Source organism: bacterium (genome assembly GCA_035691305.1).
In the GTDB taxonomy this organism is placed as follows: Bacteria; Sysuimicrobiota; Sysuimicrobiia; order Sysuimicrobiales; family Segetimicrobiaceae; genus DASSJF01.
Genome location: DASSJF010000036.1, coordinates 1 through 16,766 on the forward strand (window position 1 = coordinate 1; position 16,766 = coordinate 16,766).

Here is a 16,766-nt window from a genome sequence, read left to right on the forward strand (position 1 = left end):
GGCCAATTACATCGCGCCGCAGTGGGCGGTCCTCGTGCCCGTCATCGTCCTCGCCGCAGCGGCGGTGGTGAGACGGCCGCCGCTCTGGCGGCGTGCAAACGCATGAGCGCCGCGGTCCGCGTCCGGTCTTTGCCCCGGCCCGCGCCTGTGCGGCCTCTCTTACCGTGGTGGGCGGCCGCGGGCTGGATCGCGGTGCCGTTCGCCGCGGCCGCGCTCGCACACGGACGGTTCGCGTGGTCGGTCGTGACCGCGGCCGCGGTGCAGGGCTTGTTCGCGGTAAGCTGGGTGCTGCTCGCGGTCAGCGGACTGCCGAGCCTGGGGCATGCGCTGCCCTACGGCGCCGGAGCCTACACCGTCGCCTTTCTCGTGCACCGCGGCATCGTGCAGGCCGCGGATCCGAACGGCGCCACGCCGGCCGCGCTCACCGCAGCCGCGGCGGCCGCCGGCGGATGCGCCGGCGCGCTGCAGGGCCGGCTGGTGCGGAACCTCGCGCCCGTGTGGACGGCGGCGATCACGCTCGCCACGGTGGAAGCGGCGCACAGTCTCGCCACGATGTGGATGGCGCCGGTGCTGCACGGCGGCATCGTGACCGACACGGCCATCCCCGTAGCCGCGCTCGCCGGCGACCGCGCGGCAACATGGATCACCGCGGCGGCGTTCGCGGCCGGGGTCCTGCTCGTCACAGTCCTCGTGCGCTCGCGAACCGGCGTCGCGCTTCGGGCCGCCGCCGGCGCCGACCGGGACGCGGACGCCCTCGGCTTCGACGCGCCGCGGCTCCGGCTCTTCGCGTTCGTGACGGCGGGAGCGATCGCCGGCGTGGCCGGCGCGCTCGCGGCGCAATCCACCGGACACGTCTCGCCGGCAATGGTGTCCTGGCAGACCTCGCTGTTCGCGCCGGCCGCGGCGCTTCTCGGCGGCGCCGGCACCGTCGTCGGGCCCGCCGCGGCGGGGTACCTCATCGGCGGGATCGCGCAACTCGTCGACGCGCCGTCCGGGCTCAAGCTGCTGGCGTTCGCCGCGGTGCTCGCCGCCGCGGGCCTGCGGGATCCTCGGCACGTGCTCGGGGCGGCGTTCAGCTGGAACGCGCCGCCGGAGCGGCGCGGCCTCCCGTGAGCGCAGGCACCGGCACCGGCACCGGCGCCGGGCCGCTCCTGCGCCTCGACGGCGTGGTCCTTCCCGCGGACGGCCCGCGGCCGGAGCGCGTATTCGCGGTCGATGTCGCGGAGGGCGAAGCGCTCGGCGTGCTGGGGGCCCGCGGCAGCGGGAAAACCGCGCTGCTCGACGTCATCTCAGGCATCCTGCGTCCGCAGCGCGGCCGGATCATGCTCGGCGGCACGGACATTACCGGATGGACCGCCCGCCGCATCGCCCGCGCGGGTGTCGCACGCACATTTCAGACGCCGGCACCGCTCGACGGCACGGTGATCCGCGACGCCCTCGCGGCGGCGGCGATCGGCCGGGGATTGCCGCGGCGCGAGGCGCGCAACGCGATCGGACGCGGGCTCGCGATCGCCGGGCTCGACGCCAAGATGTACCTTACGGGCGCGGCGCTCGATCGGGTGGAGCAGCGGCTGCTGACGCTCGCGCGCGTGGCGGCCGCGGCGCCGAGCCTGGCGCTTCTCGACGAGCCGCTCGCCGGATTGGAGCCCGACGGCGCTGGACGTGTATTGTCGGCGCTGCGCCGTCTCCGCGATCTTGGGATCGCGCTCGTGGTCACCGCGCACGACGCGGCGTCACTGCGCGTCCTCTGCGACCGCGCGGTGCTGATGCGCGACGGGCGCATCGCGGCCGCGGGCCGCCCGGCCGAGGTGCGCGGTGCTTGAGGCGCGCGACCTCCGGCTGACCGCCCCGGACGGTGCGGCGGCGCTCGCCGGCGTCACGCTCTTCGCGCATCCCGGCGACCTGCTCGTCCTGATCGGCGGCCACGGGTCAGGCAAGTCCGCCGTGCTGCGCAGCGTCGCCGGGCTGGCCCGTCCGGACCGCGGGCTCATTCGGCTCGACGGGACGGACGTGACCTCGCTCGGGCCACACGCGCGCGCGGCGCGCGGCATCGCCTATGTCGGCGGCGCCGAACGGATCATCGAGCGGCTCAGTGTCTGCGACAATCTTCTGGTCGGGGCGTGGCGGCGCCGAGACCGGCCCGCCGTGCGACGCCAACTCTCGGAATGGTTCGAACGGTTTCCCTCGCTCGCGGCGGCGGCGCGGCGTCCGGCGGCCGTCCTGGGCGCCGGGGACCGCGTGGCCGCCGCGCTCGGTCGCGCGTGGCTGTCCGATCCACGCGTCCTGCTGGTGGACGAGCCGTTGGCCGGGGTGGACGCGCGCTCCCGGGCCGGCATTGCCGGCGTCCTCCGGGCCGCGAGTGAGGCCGGCCGCATCGTCGTCTGCACCGCGCACGACGTCGTGGACGCCGCGATCGCGCGACGCGTCAACGTGCTCTCGGGCGGCCAGCTTGTGTTCTCCGGCGCGCCGGCCGCGCTCGCCGCGGCCGCCTTCGAGTAGCGCCGCGCCGGGCCGCGGCCGGCGTTCTGGCGCGAGCGTCTCGCATGCTATTCTATTGAAGTGCGCGCGAGCGTCTTGTCGTGTCCACCGGGCTTTGATTTCCACGCGACGGCCGCCGTCATGCGTCGCGGGCCGGCCGATCCCCTCGTCTGGTACGACGGAACACGGTGGCGCCGCCGGCTCGAGCTGCGCGGCACACCCGTCCTCGTCGAAGTCTCCTTGGCCGCCGCGGCCGCCCCGCGGCGGGCGGTGGCGCGCCCGGACGTCCGCCTCTCCGCCCGCCTCCTTCACGGGAGTGCGCCGCATGCAATTCTCGAGCACACCGTTGCGCGGCTGTTTGGGCTCGACGATCCGGCGCGGGCGCTGTCGCGCGGCCTCCCCGCCGCGGTGCGGCGGGCCGTGGGAAGATCGCGCGGCACGGCGGCCCTCCCCGGCTACCCCACGCTATTTGAGGCGCTCGTCCACACGATCCTCGGCCAGCAGATCAGCGCGCTCGCGGCCAACGCGCACCGCGCGGCGTTTGCGAGACGGTTCGGCCGGCCGTTTGAGTTCGACGGGGGCACCTATTGGATGTTTCCGCTGCCGGGTGATGTGGCTCTGGAACGGCTGGCGTCGCTGCGCCGTCCCGGACTGAGCACGGCGAAAGCCGTCGCGGTCCGAGGCATCGCGCGCGCCTTCGAGCGCGGCGACGTATCGGAGGGCACGCTCGAGGCGATGCCGGCGGAGAGCGCGATCGCGACGCTGACCGCGCTGCCGGGCATCGGACGCTGGACGGCGGAGTGGGTGCTGCTCCGGGGGCTGCGGCGCTTCGACGTCGTGCCGGCCGGAGATCTCGCGATCCGCAAAGCCGTGACGTGGCTCGCCGGGCGCGCGGGCCTGCTGTCCGAGTCTCAGGTCCGCGCCGCGGCCGCGTCGTGGACGCCGTACTCGGGTCTCGTGGCGTTCCGGCTGCTCGTCGCGCATCGCCGGACGGTCGGGTGACGCGATGAACGCCGGGTCCGAACCGGCCCCGTCGACGCCGCGCGACGAACTGCGCCGGCGCGCCGAGACGCTGCAGCGGCACCTGCGCATCGCCGGGCTCGACGCGGCGGTGATCGCGCACAACGTCAACCTCTTTTACTTCGGCGGCAGCGTCCAAAGCGGCGTCCTGATCGTGCCGGCCGAGGGAGACCCGGTTTATGCGGTGCGCCGGGTGATCGAGCGCGCCCGCACGGAGAGCGCGCTGGAGCGGATCGCACCGCTGCCCAGCCTCCGCGGGCTCGCGGCGCGTCTGGAAGAAGCCGTGGGACGGCCCGCCGCGCGGGTGGGGATGGAACTCGACGTGCTGCCCGTCGCCGTGCGGGACCGCTACGCCGCCGCGCTCGGGACGGTCGAGATCGCCGACGTGTCCGCGGCCGTGCGGAGGCTGCGTTCGGTCAAGTCGGCGTACGAGCTGGAGCGGCTGCGGGCGACGGCGCGGCTCTCCGACGCCATCCTCGACGCGGCCGTCGAAGCCCTCCGCGAGGGAATGACCGAACTCGAATTCTCCGCGGAGATCGAAGCCGCGGCGCGGCGCCGGGGCCACGAGGGTCTGATCCGGCTGCACGGCTGGAACCAGGAAACGTACTACGGCGCGATCGCCGCCGGCCCGGCGGCGGCCGTGCCCGCCTTTCCGGACCTGCCGCTCGGCGGCGAAGGCCCGGGCCCGTCGGCACCGTACGGCGCGGGGTGGCGGCGGATCGCGCGCGGGGAGCCGGTCATCGTCGATGCCCCCGCGGTCCTGGGCGGCTACATCATCGACGCGACCCGGACGCTCGTCATCGGCCGGCTCTCCGACAGACTCGCGCGCGCCCACGACGCGGCGGTCGACATCCTCAAGACCGTGGAGACCGCGATCCGGCCGGGCGTCACGCCGGAAGCGTTGAACCGGATCTCCTTCGAACGCGCGGAAACGCTCGGCTACGCGGAGGCCTTCATGGGCGCGGGCGCGTACCGCGTCCGGTACGTAGGCCACGGGGTCGGCCTGGAGCTCGACGAGTGGCCGGTGCTTGCGGACGGCTTCACGGATCCGCTCGAACCCGGCTGCGTCTTCGCGGTGGAGCCGAAGATGATCTTCCCGGGCGTGGGCGTCGCCGGGATCGAGGATCAGTACGCCGTGACCGCGACCGGCTGCGAGCGGCTCACCCTGGCCGAGCAGCGGCTCTTTACGGTGTGACGGGCCCGCCGCATGCGCGGCAGGTTTGCCTCTCGATAGAATAGAAATCGAGGCCGCTGCCGGGCGAGACGCGGCGGGCCTGAAAACAAGCCCGGTCTGGAGTCCCTCCCCTCGGGACTCGGCCGGTCAATCTCCTCCACCGAAGGAGGCACAGCAGGCATGGCAGACGCACCCGACACCCGCTCCGCCACCGCGGTGACCGAGGCGGAGATCGCGGTCCACTGGAAGGAAGAAGAGTACTATCACCCCGGGCCCAAGTTCATCGGGCAGGCCAACCTCACCGATCCCGCGGTAATGGACCGCTTCAAGCTCGAGAATTTCCCGGAGTGCTTCCGTGAGTACGGCGATCTGCTCAGCTGGGACCGCTACTGGCATACGACGTTCGACGGCAGCAACCCGCCGTTCTGGAAGTGGTTCGTCGGAGGCAGGCTGAACGCGTGCTACAACTGTGTCGACCGGCACCTCGCGCAGTACAAGAACAAGGCCGCGATCATCTTCGTGCCCGAGCCCGAGCAGGATGCGCATGTCGTGATCACCTATCGCGAGTTGTACGCGCGGGTGAACGAAGTCGCCGCGCTGCTGCGCGACTTCTGCGGCCTCAAGACCGGCGACCGCGTGACGATCCACCTGCCGATGACGCCGGAGCTTCCGATCACGATGCTGGCGTGCGCCCGGCTCGGTGTCGCCCACTCGGTCGTCTTCGGCGGCTTCAGCGGCGAGGCGTGCGGCATCCGGATCGCCGACTCCGGCAGCCGGGTCCTGATCACGATGGACGGCTACTACCGCAACGGAAAGCTCTTGGACCATAAAGCGAACGCCGACATCGCGGTCGCGACCGCCGCCAAGGAAGGCCAGAAGGTCGACCAGGTGATGGTGTGGCGCCGTCTACATGACCGGTCCGCCACCAACACCCCGCTCGTCCAGGGCCGCGACCACGTGATGAACGAGGTGCTGGAGGGCTACCGCGGCAAGATCGTCGAGCCGGTCTCGATGGACGCGGAAGCGCCGCTCTTCATCATGTACACGAGCGGCACAACGGGGCGGCCGAAGGGCGCCCAGCACCGCACCGGCGGATACCTCGCGTACGTCGCGGGAACGTCCAAGTACATTCAGGACATCCACCCCACCGACGTCTACTGGTGCTTCGCCGACATCGGCTGGATCACGGGCCATTCCTACATCGTCTACGGCCCGCTCGCGCTGGCGGCGACGAGCGTGATGTACGAAGGCGTGCCGACCTACCCCGACGCCGGCCGGCCCTGGCGGATCGCGGAGCGTCTCGACGTGAACATCTTCCACACGTCGCCGACGACGGTGCGCCTGCTGCGCAAAGTCGGGCCCGACGAGCCGAGGAAATATCGGTACCACTTCAAGCACATGACGACCGTCGGCGAGCCCATCGAACCGGAGGCGTGGCGCTGGTACTACGACACCGTCGGCAAGCGCGAAGCCGTGATCTGCGACACCTGGTGGCAGACCGAGAACGGCGGCTTCCTCTGCACCACCAAACCGGCGATCGACCCGATGAAGCCCGGCAGCGCCGGGCCCGGCGCGCCCGGCATCCATCCCGTCGTCTACGACGAACAGGGACGCGAGATCCCCCGCGGCAGCAGCCGCGCCGGCAACATCTGCATCCGTAATCCGTGGCCGGGGATCATGCAGACGGTGTGGGGCGATCCCGACCGGTTCGTGCGCACGTACTACGCGAAGTACTGCAAGGATCCCAAGAGCAAGGACTGGCGCGACTGGCCGTACTTCGCCGGCGACGGCGCGCTGCAGGCCGCGGACGGGTACTTCCGGATTTTGGGCCGGGTCGACGACGTGATCAACGTAGCCGGCCACCGCCTCGGCACGAAAGAGCTCGAATCCGCCTCGCTCACGGTGCCGGAGGTCGCGGAAGCCGCGGTCGTGCCGGTCGTCGACGACTTGAAAGGCCGCGTACCGGAAGTGTACGTCTCGCTGAAGCCCGGCGTGCCGGCGACCCCGCAGGTTCAGGAGAAGGTCGTGCACGCGATCGAGACGATCATCGGCAAGATCGCGCGCCCGAAGCAGGTCCGCGTCGTGCCGGATATGCCGAAAACCCGTTCCGGCAAGATCATGCGGCGCGTGCTGGCCGCGATCTCCAACTCGATGGACACCGGCGACGTGACGACGCTCGCCAACCCGGACGTCGTCGAGCAGATCCGGCAGGCCGTCCAGGGCGCGGGTCCGGTGAAGCTGAAGGACGCGCCCGAGGACATCAAGCGGTTCGGTGAGCAGCCGTAGTCAACGGGGTGTCCTGAGGCCACCGAACAAATTCGGTCGCACGAGGGCGGGGTCGGCGCCGGCCCCGCTCTCGCATTTTCCACCCACACGTTCGCGATCGACGGTCGCCGCCGCGGCGCTCGAAACTAGGCGGGCTCGATCACCGTCGGCAGCAGCGTCTGCTTCTCCACGTCCACCAGCCCAAGATCCGACAGTTTTCCCTCCGGGCTCACCGCCAGCGTGAGGGAGACGATTGCCGTGAAGGCGCGCTCCCCGCTCATGCCGGCCGCTTCCGCGGCCGCGCGGAACGCCGCGACCTCCGCCGCCACCTCTTCCGCGGGCTCGAGCGAGATCAACCCCGCCACCGGCAGGTCGATCCGCGCGACGACACGTCCGTCCCCCACCAGCACGATGCCGCCGCCCGACTCCGCGAGCGTCCGGCAGGCGAGCAGCATGTCGTCCGCGTCGCTTCCGACGATCGTCACGTTGTGCGAGTCGTGCGAGACCGAGGAGGCGATCGCGCCGTGCCGAGGCCCGAACCCGCGAATCACGGCGCAGGCGGTTCCACCGTGGCGGCCGTGCCGCTCGACGACCGCCAGCATCGCGATCTCGCGCCCGTCGCCGGACGGCAGCAGCGGGACCTCCCCGTCCGCGACCCGCGCGCGCATCGTCCCATACGTCGTCCGCACCGGCGCGGAACGGCCGTTGAAGTCGATCACCCGGATCGTCGCCTCGCCGTCTCGCGTCTCCGGCACCCGGATCCGAAACGCGTCCGCCCCGAGTCCCCGCGGCAGATGGATGGTGTTCCGCCGCTCGATCGCGGCGGCGCGGTTCTGCGGCGCCGGACCCGTCCGAGACCGGCCCGCGACCGCGCGGCCGTCCTGCGCCACCAGGCGTCCGGCGCGGTAGACTTCAGCCGCGCGAAACGTCGGGAGGTCGGAGAGCAGCGCGACGTCGGCGATGCGGCCCGGCGCGAGCGCGCCGAGGTCCCGCCGGCGCAGCCGGTTGGCGGCGTTGAGGGTCGCGAACCGCGCGACGGTGACCGGCTCAAGACCCCCTTCCACGAGCCGCCGGGCGACGTGGTCGATGCCGCCGTGCCGCAGGAGGTCCTCCGGCACGACGTCGTCGGTGCACAGCGTCACGTTGGGCAGAGGGCCCCGTCCGCGCAGCGCCGCCGCGAGCGCCGCGGCGTTCGCGGAGAGGGAACTCTCGCGCACCTCCAGGTACATGCCCGCCCGCAACTTCGCCAGCCCGTCCTGGGTTTCACGGTTCTCGTGGTCCGAGTCGATGCCGGCCGCCGCGTAGGCGGAGAGGTTGCGGCCGCGCACGCGCGGCGCGTGGCCCTGGATCAGGCCGCCGGCCCGCTCGGTCGCCTCGAGCAGGCGCATCATGCGTCCCTCGCCCCGCAGGACGCCGGGATAGTCCATCACCTCGGCGAGCCCGGCTACGCGCGGCCATCCCAGCATCTCCTCGATCTCCGCCCGATCGAACTCGGCGCCCGCGGTCTCGACACCGGGCGCGGACGGCACGCACGACGGCGCCATGACGAGGACGCGCAGGGGAATCGCCTCGGACGCTTCGAGCATGTAGCGCACACCGGCGAGGCCCAGGACGTTGGCGAGTTCGTGCGGATCGATCAACGCGGTGGTGGTTCCGTGCGGCACGACGGCATCCGAATAATGCGCCGGCGTGATCATGCTGCTCTCGATATGCACGTGCGTGTCGATCAGGCCGGGGATCGCAACGAGGCCCCGCCGGTCGAGGACCGTGCGCCCGTCGAGCGGCGCGTCGCCGGGCGCCGTGACGTGCGCGACGCGCCCCGCGAAGATGCCGACGTCGGCGGGATACGTCTCGCCGGTGAACACGTTCAGCAGCGTCACGCCCCGCAGCACGAGATCCAGCTCCCGCCGTCCCGCCGCCGCCTCGATCAGCGCACGCCGGTCGTACGCCGGCTCCACGTGCCACGGCGCAGTCACAACCGCTTCCTCCCGTCGTCGCGCATCGGCGCGCGCCTCACCGGCCCGCCTGGCTCGGCGCGTACCGCCGCAGCACCGGCGCCTCGATCCACGTCAGCATCCCGTAGAGCAGGACCGACACGAGGGTCACGAGCATGCCGGCCGCCCAGAGCATCGTGAACTGAAACTGTGCGCGCGCGATGATCATGAGGTAGCCGAGGCCCCGGCCGGTCGCGAGCCATTCCGCCACGATCGCGCCGAGGAGCGACGCGAGCACGGAGATCCGGGCCGCGGCGAACACGCTCGGCAGCGCGCTGGGCATCCGCACCTTCCAGACCACCGTCCACGGCGACGCGGCGTACAGCCGCAGCACCTCGACCGCCTGCGGCGGCGCCGACCGCAGCCCCTGCATCACGTTCACCAGCGTCGGGAAGAACGTGATGATCCCCGTGATGGCCGTCGTGCCGGCGATACCCCGGCCGAACAGCAGCACGAGCAGCGGAGTCATCGCGATGACGGGCACGGACCGCAGCGTGATCGCAACCGGCATGAACGCCCGCTCGAGCCGCGGATAGACGACGAACAGCACCGCGACAGAGGCGGCCGCGAGCGTCCCGACCGCAAACCCCGCCGCGGCGTCCTCGAGCGTCATCGCGAGCGCCGCCGCGAGCGCCCGCCGGTTGTCGGCCGCCGCAGCCCCGACGACGAGGTCGCGCAGCACCTGCGCCGGAGTCTTCGCAAAGAACGGGTTCAAATGAAAGACGCGGATGAACGCGACCCAGAGCCCGAGCAGCACCCCGAGCGACACGAGAGTCAAACCGGCGCGCCGTACCGCCCAGTACGCGGCGCCGGCCGAGCCGTCCGTCCGCCCGGTCAGCGCCGGCGACGCGTCCAGCGGGGGCGCCCACGTCACGAGCGCGCGGGCGGCCGTCGCGGCGAGCGCGTAGCCGCCCCCGGCGAGGGCGCTCGCGACGATCGCGAGCCCCCACACCCGCGGCGTGTCGAGCGTCGCCATCGCGTTGACCATGGCCACACCGAGCCCGCGGTCGCCGCCCAGAAACTCGCCGAGAATCGCGCCGAGAATCGCGCCGGGCGCCGCGACGCGGAACCCCGCGAGCAGCCACGGCACGCTCGCCGGCAGCCGCACCTTGCGCAGCGCGTCGAGCGCCCGCCCCCCGAGCGTGTGGATCAGGTCGAGCGAGGCGCCGTCGGCGGAACGCAGCCCGATCAGCGACGTGATCACGGTCGGAAAGAACACCGCGAGCGCCGCGAGCGCGACCTTAGGCTCGTCGCCCGGCAGCACGACGGCGATGATCGGCGCGATCGCGAGCAGCGGGGTCGCGTAGATCACGATCGCGATCTGCATCAGCAGGCCCTCCAGCCGGCGGGCCTGCATGATGACGAGGGCGAGCACGATCGCCGCGAGGTTGCCCCAGAAGAAGCCGCGCGCGGCCTCCCAAAGGGTCGCGCCGACGTTGGCGGGGTAGATGGGAAGGTCGTGCCACGCCCGCAGCACGATCGCGGCGGGCGACGAGATCGTGTACCGCGCCCACGGCAGCACGCTCCCCAGCACCTGCCAGAGGACGAGCAGCGCCGCGGGACCCAGCACCGCGTCGAGCCGGCCCGGTGCGCCGCGCACCGCGGGGGAACCGATCATCGAACGGCGGCGCCCGCCGGAGGCCGCCCGGGCTCGGCCGGGGGCCCGGCCTGCGGCGGGGCGAAGAGCAGCTCGCTCAGCCGGTCGCACAGCGCGTGGAAACGCGGGCTGCGCAGCACCTCGGGGCCGCGCGGCCGCGGCAGGTCGATCGCAACTTCCGCGCGCACCTCGCCCGGCTGCGGAGTCATCACCACCACTCGGTCGGCGAGGAAGACCGCCTCGGCGATCGAGTGCGTGACGAGCAGCGTCGTCGGAGCCTGCTCGCCCCAGATGCGGAGGAGTTCGAGGTTCATGCGCTGCCGCGTCATCTCGTCGAGGGCGCCGAACGGCTCGTCGAGCAGCAGCACGCGCGGGCGGGTGACGAGGGCCCGCGCGATCGCCGCGCGCTGCCGCATGCCGCCGGACAGCTGCGCCGGGCGCGCGCCCTCGAAACCCGTCAGGCCGACGAGCGCGATTAGGTCGAGAATCTCGGGCCGGGACGCCTCGAGGCCCGTGACTTCGAGCGGCAGCATCACGTTGCCGAGCACGGTCCGCCACGGGAGCAGCGCGGGATCCTGGAAGGCGATCGCCACGCGGTGCTGCCGCCGAGCCTCCGCCGGCGGTCCGCCTTCGACGAGCACGCGGCCCTCGGTGGGCGTCTCCAGGTCGGCGAGGATGCGGAGCGCCGTCGATTTGCCGCAGCCCGAAGGGCCGAGCAGCGCGACGAACGCGCCGGCCGCGACGCGCAGGTCCATGCGGCCGATCGCGTAGACCGGCTTCCCGTCGAGCAGGAAGGTCTTGCGGACGCCTTCGAGGACGAGCCCGGCGCCGGACTCGCCGGCGCTCATGTGGCTGAAACGGCGCGCCTAGACGCGGGTCCGGCCGTGATAGATCTCCTGCAACACGTCGGTGGTAAACAGCTCGGCGCCGACGTTGATGCCGGTGCGCTTGAAGAGGTCCACGTTCTTGGCGATGTCGGCATCGGCCATCCACAGCAGGCCGTGCTGCGCGGTCACGGGGGTCTGCATCAGCTTCTCGATCGTGACCTTGTTGCCGAGGTACTGCGACATGTAGCTCAGGCCGAGCGCCTTCCCGTACTTCTCCACGGTGAGCTTCGCGCCGAGCGACGGATTGGCGGCGTTGGCCTGCCACCCGCGGATCTCCGCCCGCAGGAAGCGGACCACGTCCGCGCGGCGGCTGCGCAGCGTGTCTTCGAGCACGTAATAGCAGCCGGAGTACGACGAATAGCCGTAGTCGGCGAACAGGAAAAACTCCACCGGCACGCCGGAGACCTGTAATTCCACCGGCTGCTCGGTGGCGAACGAGACAAACGCGTCCACGTCCCCCGTCACGAGCGGCGCCGGGTCGAACTGCACGGGAACGCGGGTGACCTTCGCCGCGTCCAGGTGGTTGAGCGCGATCCACGTCGTCCACGGGATGCTGTCCGCGGCGGCCACGCCGACGCGCTTGCCGATCAGGTCCTGCGGCGTGCGGATCGGATTCTTCTTCAGCGAGAGAATCGCGAGCGGGCTCTTCTGATAGAGAACGCCGAGCACCTTGATCGGCGCCCCGCGCTCCCGCGCCTTCGCCAGGATCTGCGCGCCCGTCCCGCACCCGAAAAGCGCCTTCCCGGAGACGATGGACGTCACCACGTCGATGCCGGGGCCGCCCGAGATCATGTCAACGTCCAACCCCTCGTCCTTGTAGTAGCCGTTCGCGTCGGCGATGAAGCTGCCGGCGAACTCCACGGTCTTCACCCAGCCGAACTGCACCGCCGCGCGCGTCGCGGCCTCGGCGCGGTCGGCTGATTTGCCGGCGAGCCGGCTGCCCGCCGCGATCGCGGCGGCCGCCTCGAACGAACGGCGCAGGAGCGTCCGGCGGCCCATGACCGCCGTCAACGGGCGTGCACCCATCTCGGTCACCTCGTCAGGGAGTGGATCGTGAAGAACTATGAGACTACGTACGGACGCGGCGCGGTGGTTCCCTCCATCGGGCCGCGGCCGCCGCCGCCCTCCGGCGCGCGTCACTCGAGCCGGATCTCTTCGCCGACCCCCCGCGCCTGCGCGCGCGCGTAGGCGAACCGCGCGGTCGCGACGTCCTCGACGGCGATCCCGACGGACGTGAACAGCGTAATCTCATCCCGGCTCTCGCGCCCGGCGTGGCGTCCGGTGAAGACCTCGCCGATCTCCGCGACGATGTGCCGTTCCGTGATCGCGCCCCCGCGGATCGCGGCCACGATGTCGCCGGCTTCGACGACCGCGCCTGCGCGTGAATCCACGAACAGCCGCGCCCGGCGGAGCGCCTCGGTCGAGAGTTCGTGCCACTGCGGCTGGGCGGCTCCGACCGAGTTGATGTGCGAGCCGGCGGCGAGCCACGCCGCTTCAACAATCGGCGCCCGGCTGTTGGTGACGGTACAGATCACGCCGGCGCCGCGGACGGCGGCTTCCGCCGAGGCGGTCACCGCGATCCGCACGCCGAACCGCTCACGCATCTCTGACGCGAAGCGATCCGCGTGCGCCTGGGTCCGGCTCCACACTCGGACCTCCGACGGCGGCCGGACCTCGCGCAGCGCCTCGACGTGGCTGCGCGCCTGCACACCCGCGCCGATGATCGCCAGCACGTCCGCGTCCGCGCGGGCGAGCCGATCGGTCGCGGCGGCCGAGACCGCCGCCGTGCGCATCTCCGTAATCAGCCGTCCGTCCAGCACTCCCAGCAGAACGCCCGTGGCCGGATCGAGCAGCAGAATCGTCGCGAGATGGGTCGGCAGGCGACGGCCGGTGTTGCCCGGGTAGACGGCGACCGCCTTCAGGCCGAGAGCTTCATCCGCGGCGCCCGCGGCGCTCGCCGACAGATAGGCCGGCATGAGCCCGAGGAACCCCTCGTGCGGCGCAATCGGGACGACCGATCGCGGCGGCTGCACGGCGCCGCCGCCGCTGAACGTGCCGAGCGTGCGCGCCATGAGCGGAATGAGATCGCGCATCGTGAGCAGTTCGCGGAGATGCGGCTCTCTCAGGAGCAGGGCCATCTCTCACACCCGTGTACGCGTCGTGGACCGCGGGCACCGTGTTCGGCGCGCGCGGCGGGAGGTCCCTCCCACCGGCGCGCGCACATCGAGTGCCTGCTGCGGGCCAGCTCGTTCGACCGCGACACGCCTCGAACCGTACCGCGATCGACGCCTCCGCCCGGACTGCCACTCCGGTAATACCGATGGGTGTGCCGCCCGCCCGCGGCGGAACACCGGGTGTTATGGTGGAAAATTCCTGCGCCGTGTCTTTCGGCGCCGCCCCGCGTACGTTAGAATGTCCGGCATGATGCGACGCCGCTTCCAGCAGGTCGACGTGTTCACGACGACGCCCTACGCCGGCAATCCCGTGGCGGTCGTGCTCGACGGCGAGGGCCTAACGCAGGATCAGATGGAGCACATCACGCGGTGGACGAACTTGTCGGAGGCGGCGTTCGTGCTGCCGCCGACGCGGCCCGAGGCCGACTACCGCGTGCGCATCTTCGCGCCGCTCGGCACGCGCGGCACGACGGCCGCCGAACTGCCGTTCGCCGGCCACCCGACGCTCGGCACGTGCCACGCGTGGCTGGGGACGGGAGGCAGGCCGAAGCGCGGCGAGACCGTCGTCCAGGAAAGTCCCGCCGGCCTCATCCGGATCCGGCGCGACGATGACCGCCTCGCGTTTGCGGCGCCGCCGGTGATCCGCAGCGGGCCGGCAGAGGACGCGCTGGTGCGCCGTGTCGCGTCGATGCTGCGGATCGACCGGGACGGCATCGTCGACGCCGCCTGGTGCGACAACGGCCCCGGATGGATCGGAGTGCTGCTCGCGAGCGCGGAGGCGGTGCTGGCGCTGGAGCCCGGCACGGTCGACATGCCCATCGGCGTCGTCGGTCCATATCCGGCGGGGTCCCCCGCCGCGTTCGAAGTGCGGGCGTTCTTCCCGAAGCAGGGCGCCACCGCCGAAGATCCGGTGACCGGCAGTCTCAACGCGTCGCTGGCGCCGTGGCTTTTGGACGCCGGCCGGGCGGGGTCCCCGTATGTCGCGAGTCAGGGCACGGTGCTGGGCTGCGTCGGGCGCGTCCACATCCACCGCGACGGCGACGGCACGGTCTGGGTCGGCGGCCGCACGATCACCTGCATCAGCGGCCACGTCGAAGCGTAAGCGAGGCGGGCGCGGCGCCGCCGGGATGACCGCGAGGAAGGACAACCGCCGCATTCACCAATCCACCCGGTGCCGATCGACCCTACCAATTCCGTATCGTCCCGGGTCACGCGCGCAGCATCGCGAAGAATCGCCGGAGCAGTTCCGCGCATTCCGCCTCGCAGACGCCGCCCGCCACCGCAACGGTGTGATTGAACCGGGCGCCGTGGAACAAATCGACCACGCCGCCGGCCGCCCCCGCCTTGGGATCCCTCGCGCCGTACACGAGCCGGTCGATCCGAGCCTGGATCATCGCACCGGCGCACATGGGACAAGGCTCCAGCGTCGCGTAGACGGTGCAGCCGGACAACCGCCAACCGCCGAGGTGGCGCGCCGCCTCTCTGAGCGCGAGCATCTCCGCGTGGGCCGTGGGATCGCGATCCACTTCGCGGCGGTTCTGACCGCGGGCGACGATCCGCCCGTCGCGCACAATCACGGCGCCGATCGGCACGTCCCCGAGCGCGCCGGCCTCGGCCGCCTCGACCAGAGCCGCGCGCATGAACCGTTCGTCGCCCAAGGACGACGCGGGACCCGGCGGGATGCCGGACATGCGAAACCTACTCGTTGGGATTGGGCATGGGCGCGCTTTCGGCCGCCAGGTGGAGCACCTGGAGGGCGGTCAGCAGCGCGGAGACCGACTGGGCGATCTTGCGGGGACGATCCTCTTCGACCAACTCGTCTTCCTTGAGCACGACGCTCGACTGCACGCGCGCGCTGTAGACGGGCGGCGCGTCTTCGGTCGAGAAGTGCTGCTGCAGGCTGATGCTCGGCACCCCGGGGTCGGCGCCCGCGGGCCCGATCGCGCGCCGCAGCGCAACGACGTCGGGCGGCACGAGCAACCGGTCCATCGTCACCTCGGTGAGAAGCTCGCCGAAGACCTGCACTTCTTCGTGCACGGTGCGCGAGAACTCGACCCCTTCATCGTACTCGGCGATGTGGCGTCCGAACGAGAGCGCGTCGACGAGGAAGCGCAGTTCGGCCCACGGCCACGCCGAGGTCTGCGGGGCATCCGCGGGCGGCTCGCTCTCGAGGTGGACGACGTACCGGTATTCGCGGCTCATGTGGTCCACGTCCACGAGGAACGCGTACCCCGAAACGATCAGGTGGTTGTCTTCGAGCGCTTCGGTCAGGCGGCCGGCGAATTCGTGAAACGGATCGTGGTAGTCGAGCCTGCCGGCCATACGCTGGGCTACGGGCGGCCGGAAACCGCGGCCCGCGCCGCGGCGTCGCGAAGCCCCTTGACCTGCTGCTGCGCCGCGCCGAGCAACAACCGCCCGATGCCGTCGAGCATGAGGCCCGCGCCCTGGGGCCGGTAGGTCTCGACGTCTTGGGGGGTGAGCGTCAGGATGCCGGAGAGAGTCTCGGCATCGCGCGCGGCCTTGAGAATCCGGCGGATCGCCTCCTGGACCTCGGGGTGGCGCATCTCGCCGGGATGCCCCAGGCTCGTCGAGAGATCGTTCGGACCGATGAAGATCATATCGAGCCCGGGCACGCGGACGATCTTCTCCACGGCCTCCAGCGCCCGGCGGGTCTCGATCTGCACGATCGACAGCACCGCGTCGTTGCTCGCCGGGACGTGATCCGCGGCCGGCACGACCCCCCAGTTCGCCGCCACCGTGTTGCCGGCGAGGCTGCGCCGGCCGGCCGGCGGGTACCGGCAGGCGGCGACGACGTCCGCCGCCTGCTCCGGCGTCTCGACCTGCGGCACCATCACGCCGAGGCAGCCGCTGTCGAGCATGCGGAGGATCGTCTTGGGGTTGCCGTCGGGCACGCGTGCGAACGGCACGATGCCCGTGGCGCGGCAGGCGCGGCCCATCGCCTGTACCGTTTCGACGTCCAGCGGGCCGTGCTCGAGGTCGATCAGGACGCAGTCGTAGCCGGCGACGCCGATGATCTCGACGACCTCGGGAGACGGCAGCGCGCAGATCGTGCCGAAGGCCGCTTCGCCCGCGCGGATTTTCGTCTTGACCGGGTTGCTGAGCATTCGCAGATTTCCTCCCACGCTCTGTTCCATTCCGCGCGGGGGAAATCCCTCT

At 71.9% G+C, this 16,766-nt stretch carries 15 protein-coding genes; 7 read left to right on the forward strand and 8 right to left on the reverse strand.

Annotated elements, in window-relative coordinates; genetic code table 11:
• Positions 1-102: 102 nt before the first annotated feature.
• The 6 genes from VFL28_06470 to acs all read left to right on the forward strand — a co-directional run bounded on the left by VFL28_06470 (position 103) and on the right by acs (position 6,958).
• Entirely contained in the window at positions 103-1,113 is a 1,011-nt protein-coding gene (locus VFL28_06470) for a hypothetical protein (GenBank protein HET7264295.1), read from the forward strand.
• Entirely contained in the window at positions 1,110-1,823 is a 714-nt protein-coding gene (locus VFL28_06475; protein HET7264296.1) for an ATP-binding cassette domain-containing protein, read from the forward strand. The genes VFL28_06470 and VFL28_06475 overlap by 4 nt, the downstream gene beginning before the upstream one ends.
• The gene (locus VFL28_06480) at positions 1,816-2,499 is read left to right on the forward strand and encodes an ATP-binding cassette domain-containing protein (GenBank protein ID HET7264297.1); all 684 of its coding nucleotides are present in this window, start codon (positions 1,816-1,818) and stop codon (positions 2,497-2,499) included. The genes VFL28_06475 and VFL28_06480 overlap by 8 nt, the downstream gene beginning before the upstream one ends.
• Positions 2,500-2,619: 120 nt before the next feature.
• Positions 2,620-3,480 (forward strand): hypothetical protein, encoded by an 861-nt coding sequence (locus VFL28_06485; GenBank protein HET7264298.1) that lies wholly within the window; start codon positions 2,620-2,622, stop codon positions 3,478-3,480.
• A gap of 4 nt (positions 3,481-3,484) precedes the next feature.
• Positions 3,485-4,693 (forward strand): Xaa-Pro peptidase family protein, encoded by a 1,209-nt coding sequence (locus tag VFL28_06490; GenBank protein HET7264299.1) that lies wholly within the window; start codon positions 3,485-3,487, stop codon positions 4,691-4,693.
• A 159-nt stretch (positions 4,694-4,852) separates the two neighbouring features.
• Positions 4,853-6,958: an acetate--CoA ligase gene (acs, locus tag VFL28_06495; protein HET7264300.1), complete on the forward strand. Its 2,106-nt coding sequence runs from the start codon at positions 4,853-4,855 to the stop codon at positions 6,956-6,958.
• A 125-nt stretch (positions 6,959-7,083) separates the two neighbouring features.
• Here acs and VFL28_06500 read toward each other — a convergent pair whose 3' ends face one another.
• The 5 genes from VFL28_06500 to VFL28_06520 all read right to left on the reverse strand — a co-directional run bounded on the left by VFL28_06500 (position 7,084) and on the right by VFL28_06520 (position 13,553).
• Positions 7,084-8,913, reverse strand: a complete 1,830-nt coding sequence (locus VFL28_06500; GenBank protein ID HET7264301.1) for an adenine deaminase C-terminal domain-containing protein — start codon at positions 8,911-8,913, stop codon at positions 7,084-7,086.
• Positions 8,914-8,950: 37 nt separating this feature from the next.
• Positions 8,951-10,549, reverse strand: coding sequence for an ABC transporter permease subunit (locus VFL28_06505; protein HET7264302.1), 1,599 nt, complete (start codon positions 10,547-10,549; stop codon positions 8,951-8,953).
• The gene (locus tag VFL28_06510; GenBank protein ID HET7264303.1) at positions 10,546-11,376 is read right to left on the reverse strand and encodes an ABC transporter ATP-binding protein; all 831 of its coding nucleotides are present in this window, start codon (positions 11,374-11,376) and stop codon (positions 10,546-10,548) included. Before VFL28_06510 ends, VFL28_06505 begins: the two co-directional genes overlap by 4 nt.
• An 18-nt stretch (positions 11,377-11,394) precedes the next feature.
• Entirely contained in the window at positions 11,395-12,441 is a 1,047-nt protein-coding gene (locus tag VFL28_06515; GenBank protein HET7264304.1) for an ABC transporter substrate-binding protein, read from the reverse strand.
• A 110-nt stretch (positions 12,442-12,551) separates the two neighbouring features.
• Positions 12,552-13,553 (reverse strand): ornithine cyclodeaminase family protein, encoded by a 1,002-nt coding sequence (locus VFL28_06520; GenBank protein HET7264305.1) that lies wholly within the window; start codon positions 13,551-13,553, stop codon positions 12,552-12,554.
• Positions 13,554-13,839: 286 nt separating this feature from the next.
• Between VFL28_06520 and VFL28_06525 the strand changes: the two genes are divergently transcribed.
• On the forward strand, positions 13,840-14,691 hold the full coding sequence (locus VFL28_06525; protein HET7264306.1) for a PhzF family phenazine biosynthesis protein: 852 nt from the start codon (positions 13,840-13,842) through the stop codon (positions 14,689-14,691).
• 106 nt (positions 14,692-14,797) lie between these two features.
• Here the strand turns inward: VFL28_06525 and tadA are convergent, their stop codons facing one another.
• Genes tadA through VFL28_06540 form a run of 3 tightly spaced genes read right to left on the reverse strand, consistent with a single transcriptional unit; the run spans position 14,798 to position 16,714 of the window.
• The gene (gene tadA, locus VFL28_06530; GenBank protein ID HET7264307.1) at positions 14,798-15,280 is read right to left on the reverse strand and encodes a tRNA adenosine(34) deaminase TadA; all 483 of its coding nucleotides are present in this window, start codon (positions 15,278-15,280) and stop codon (positions 14,798-14,800) included.
• A gap of 7 nt (positions 15,281-15,287) precedes the next feature.
• Entirely contained in the window at positions 15,288-15,911 is a 624-nt protein-coding gene (locus VFL28_06535) for a hypothetical protein (protein ID HET7264308.1), read from the reverse strand.
• Between the two features lie 8 nt (positions 15,912-15,919).
• Entirely contained in the window at positions 15,920-16,714 is a 795-nt protein-coding gene (locus VFL28_06540; GenBank protein HET7264309.1) for an aldolase/citrate lyase family protein, read from the reverse strand.
• Positions 16,715-16,766 lie beyond the last annotated feature (52 nt).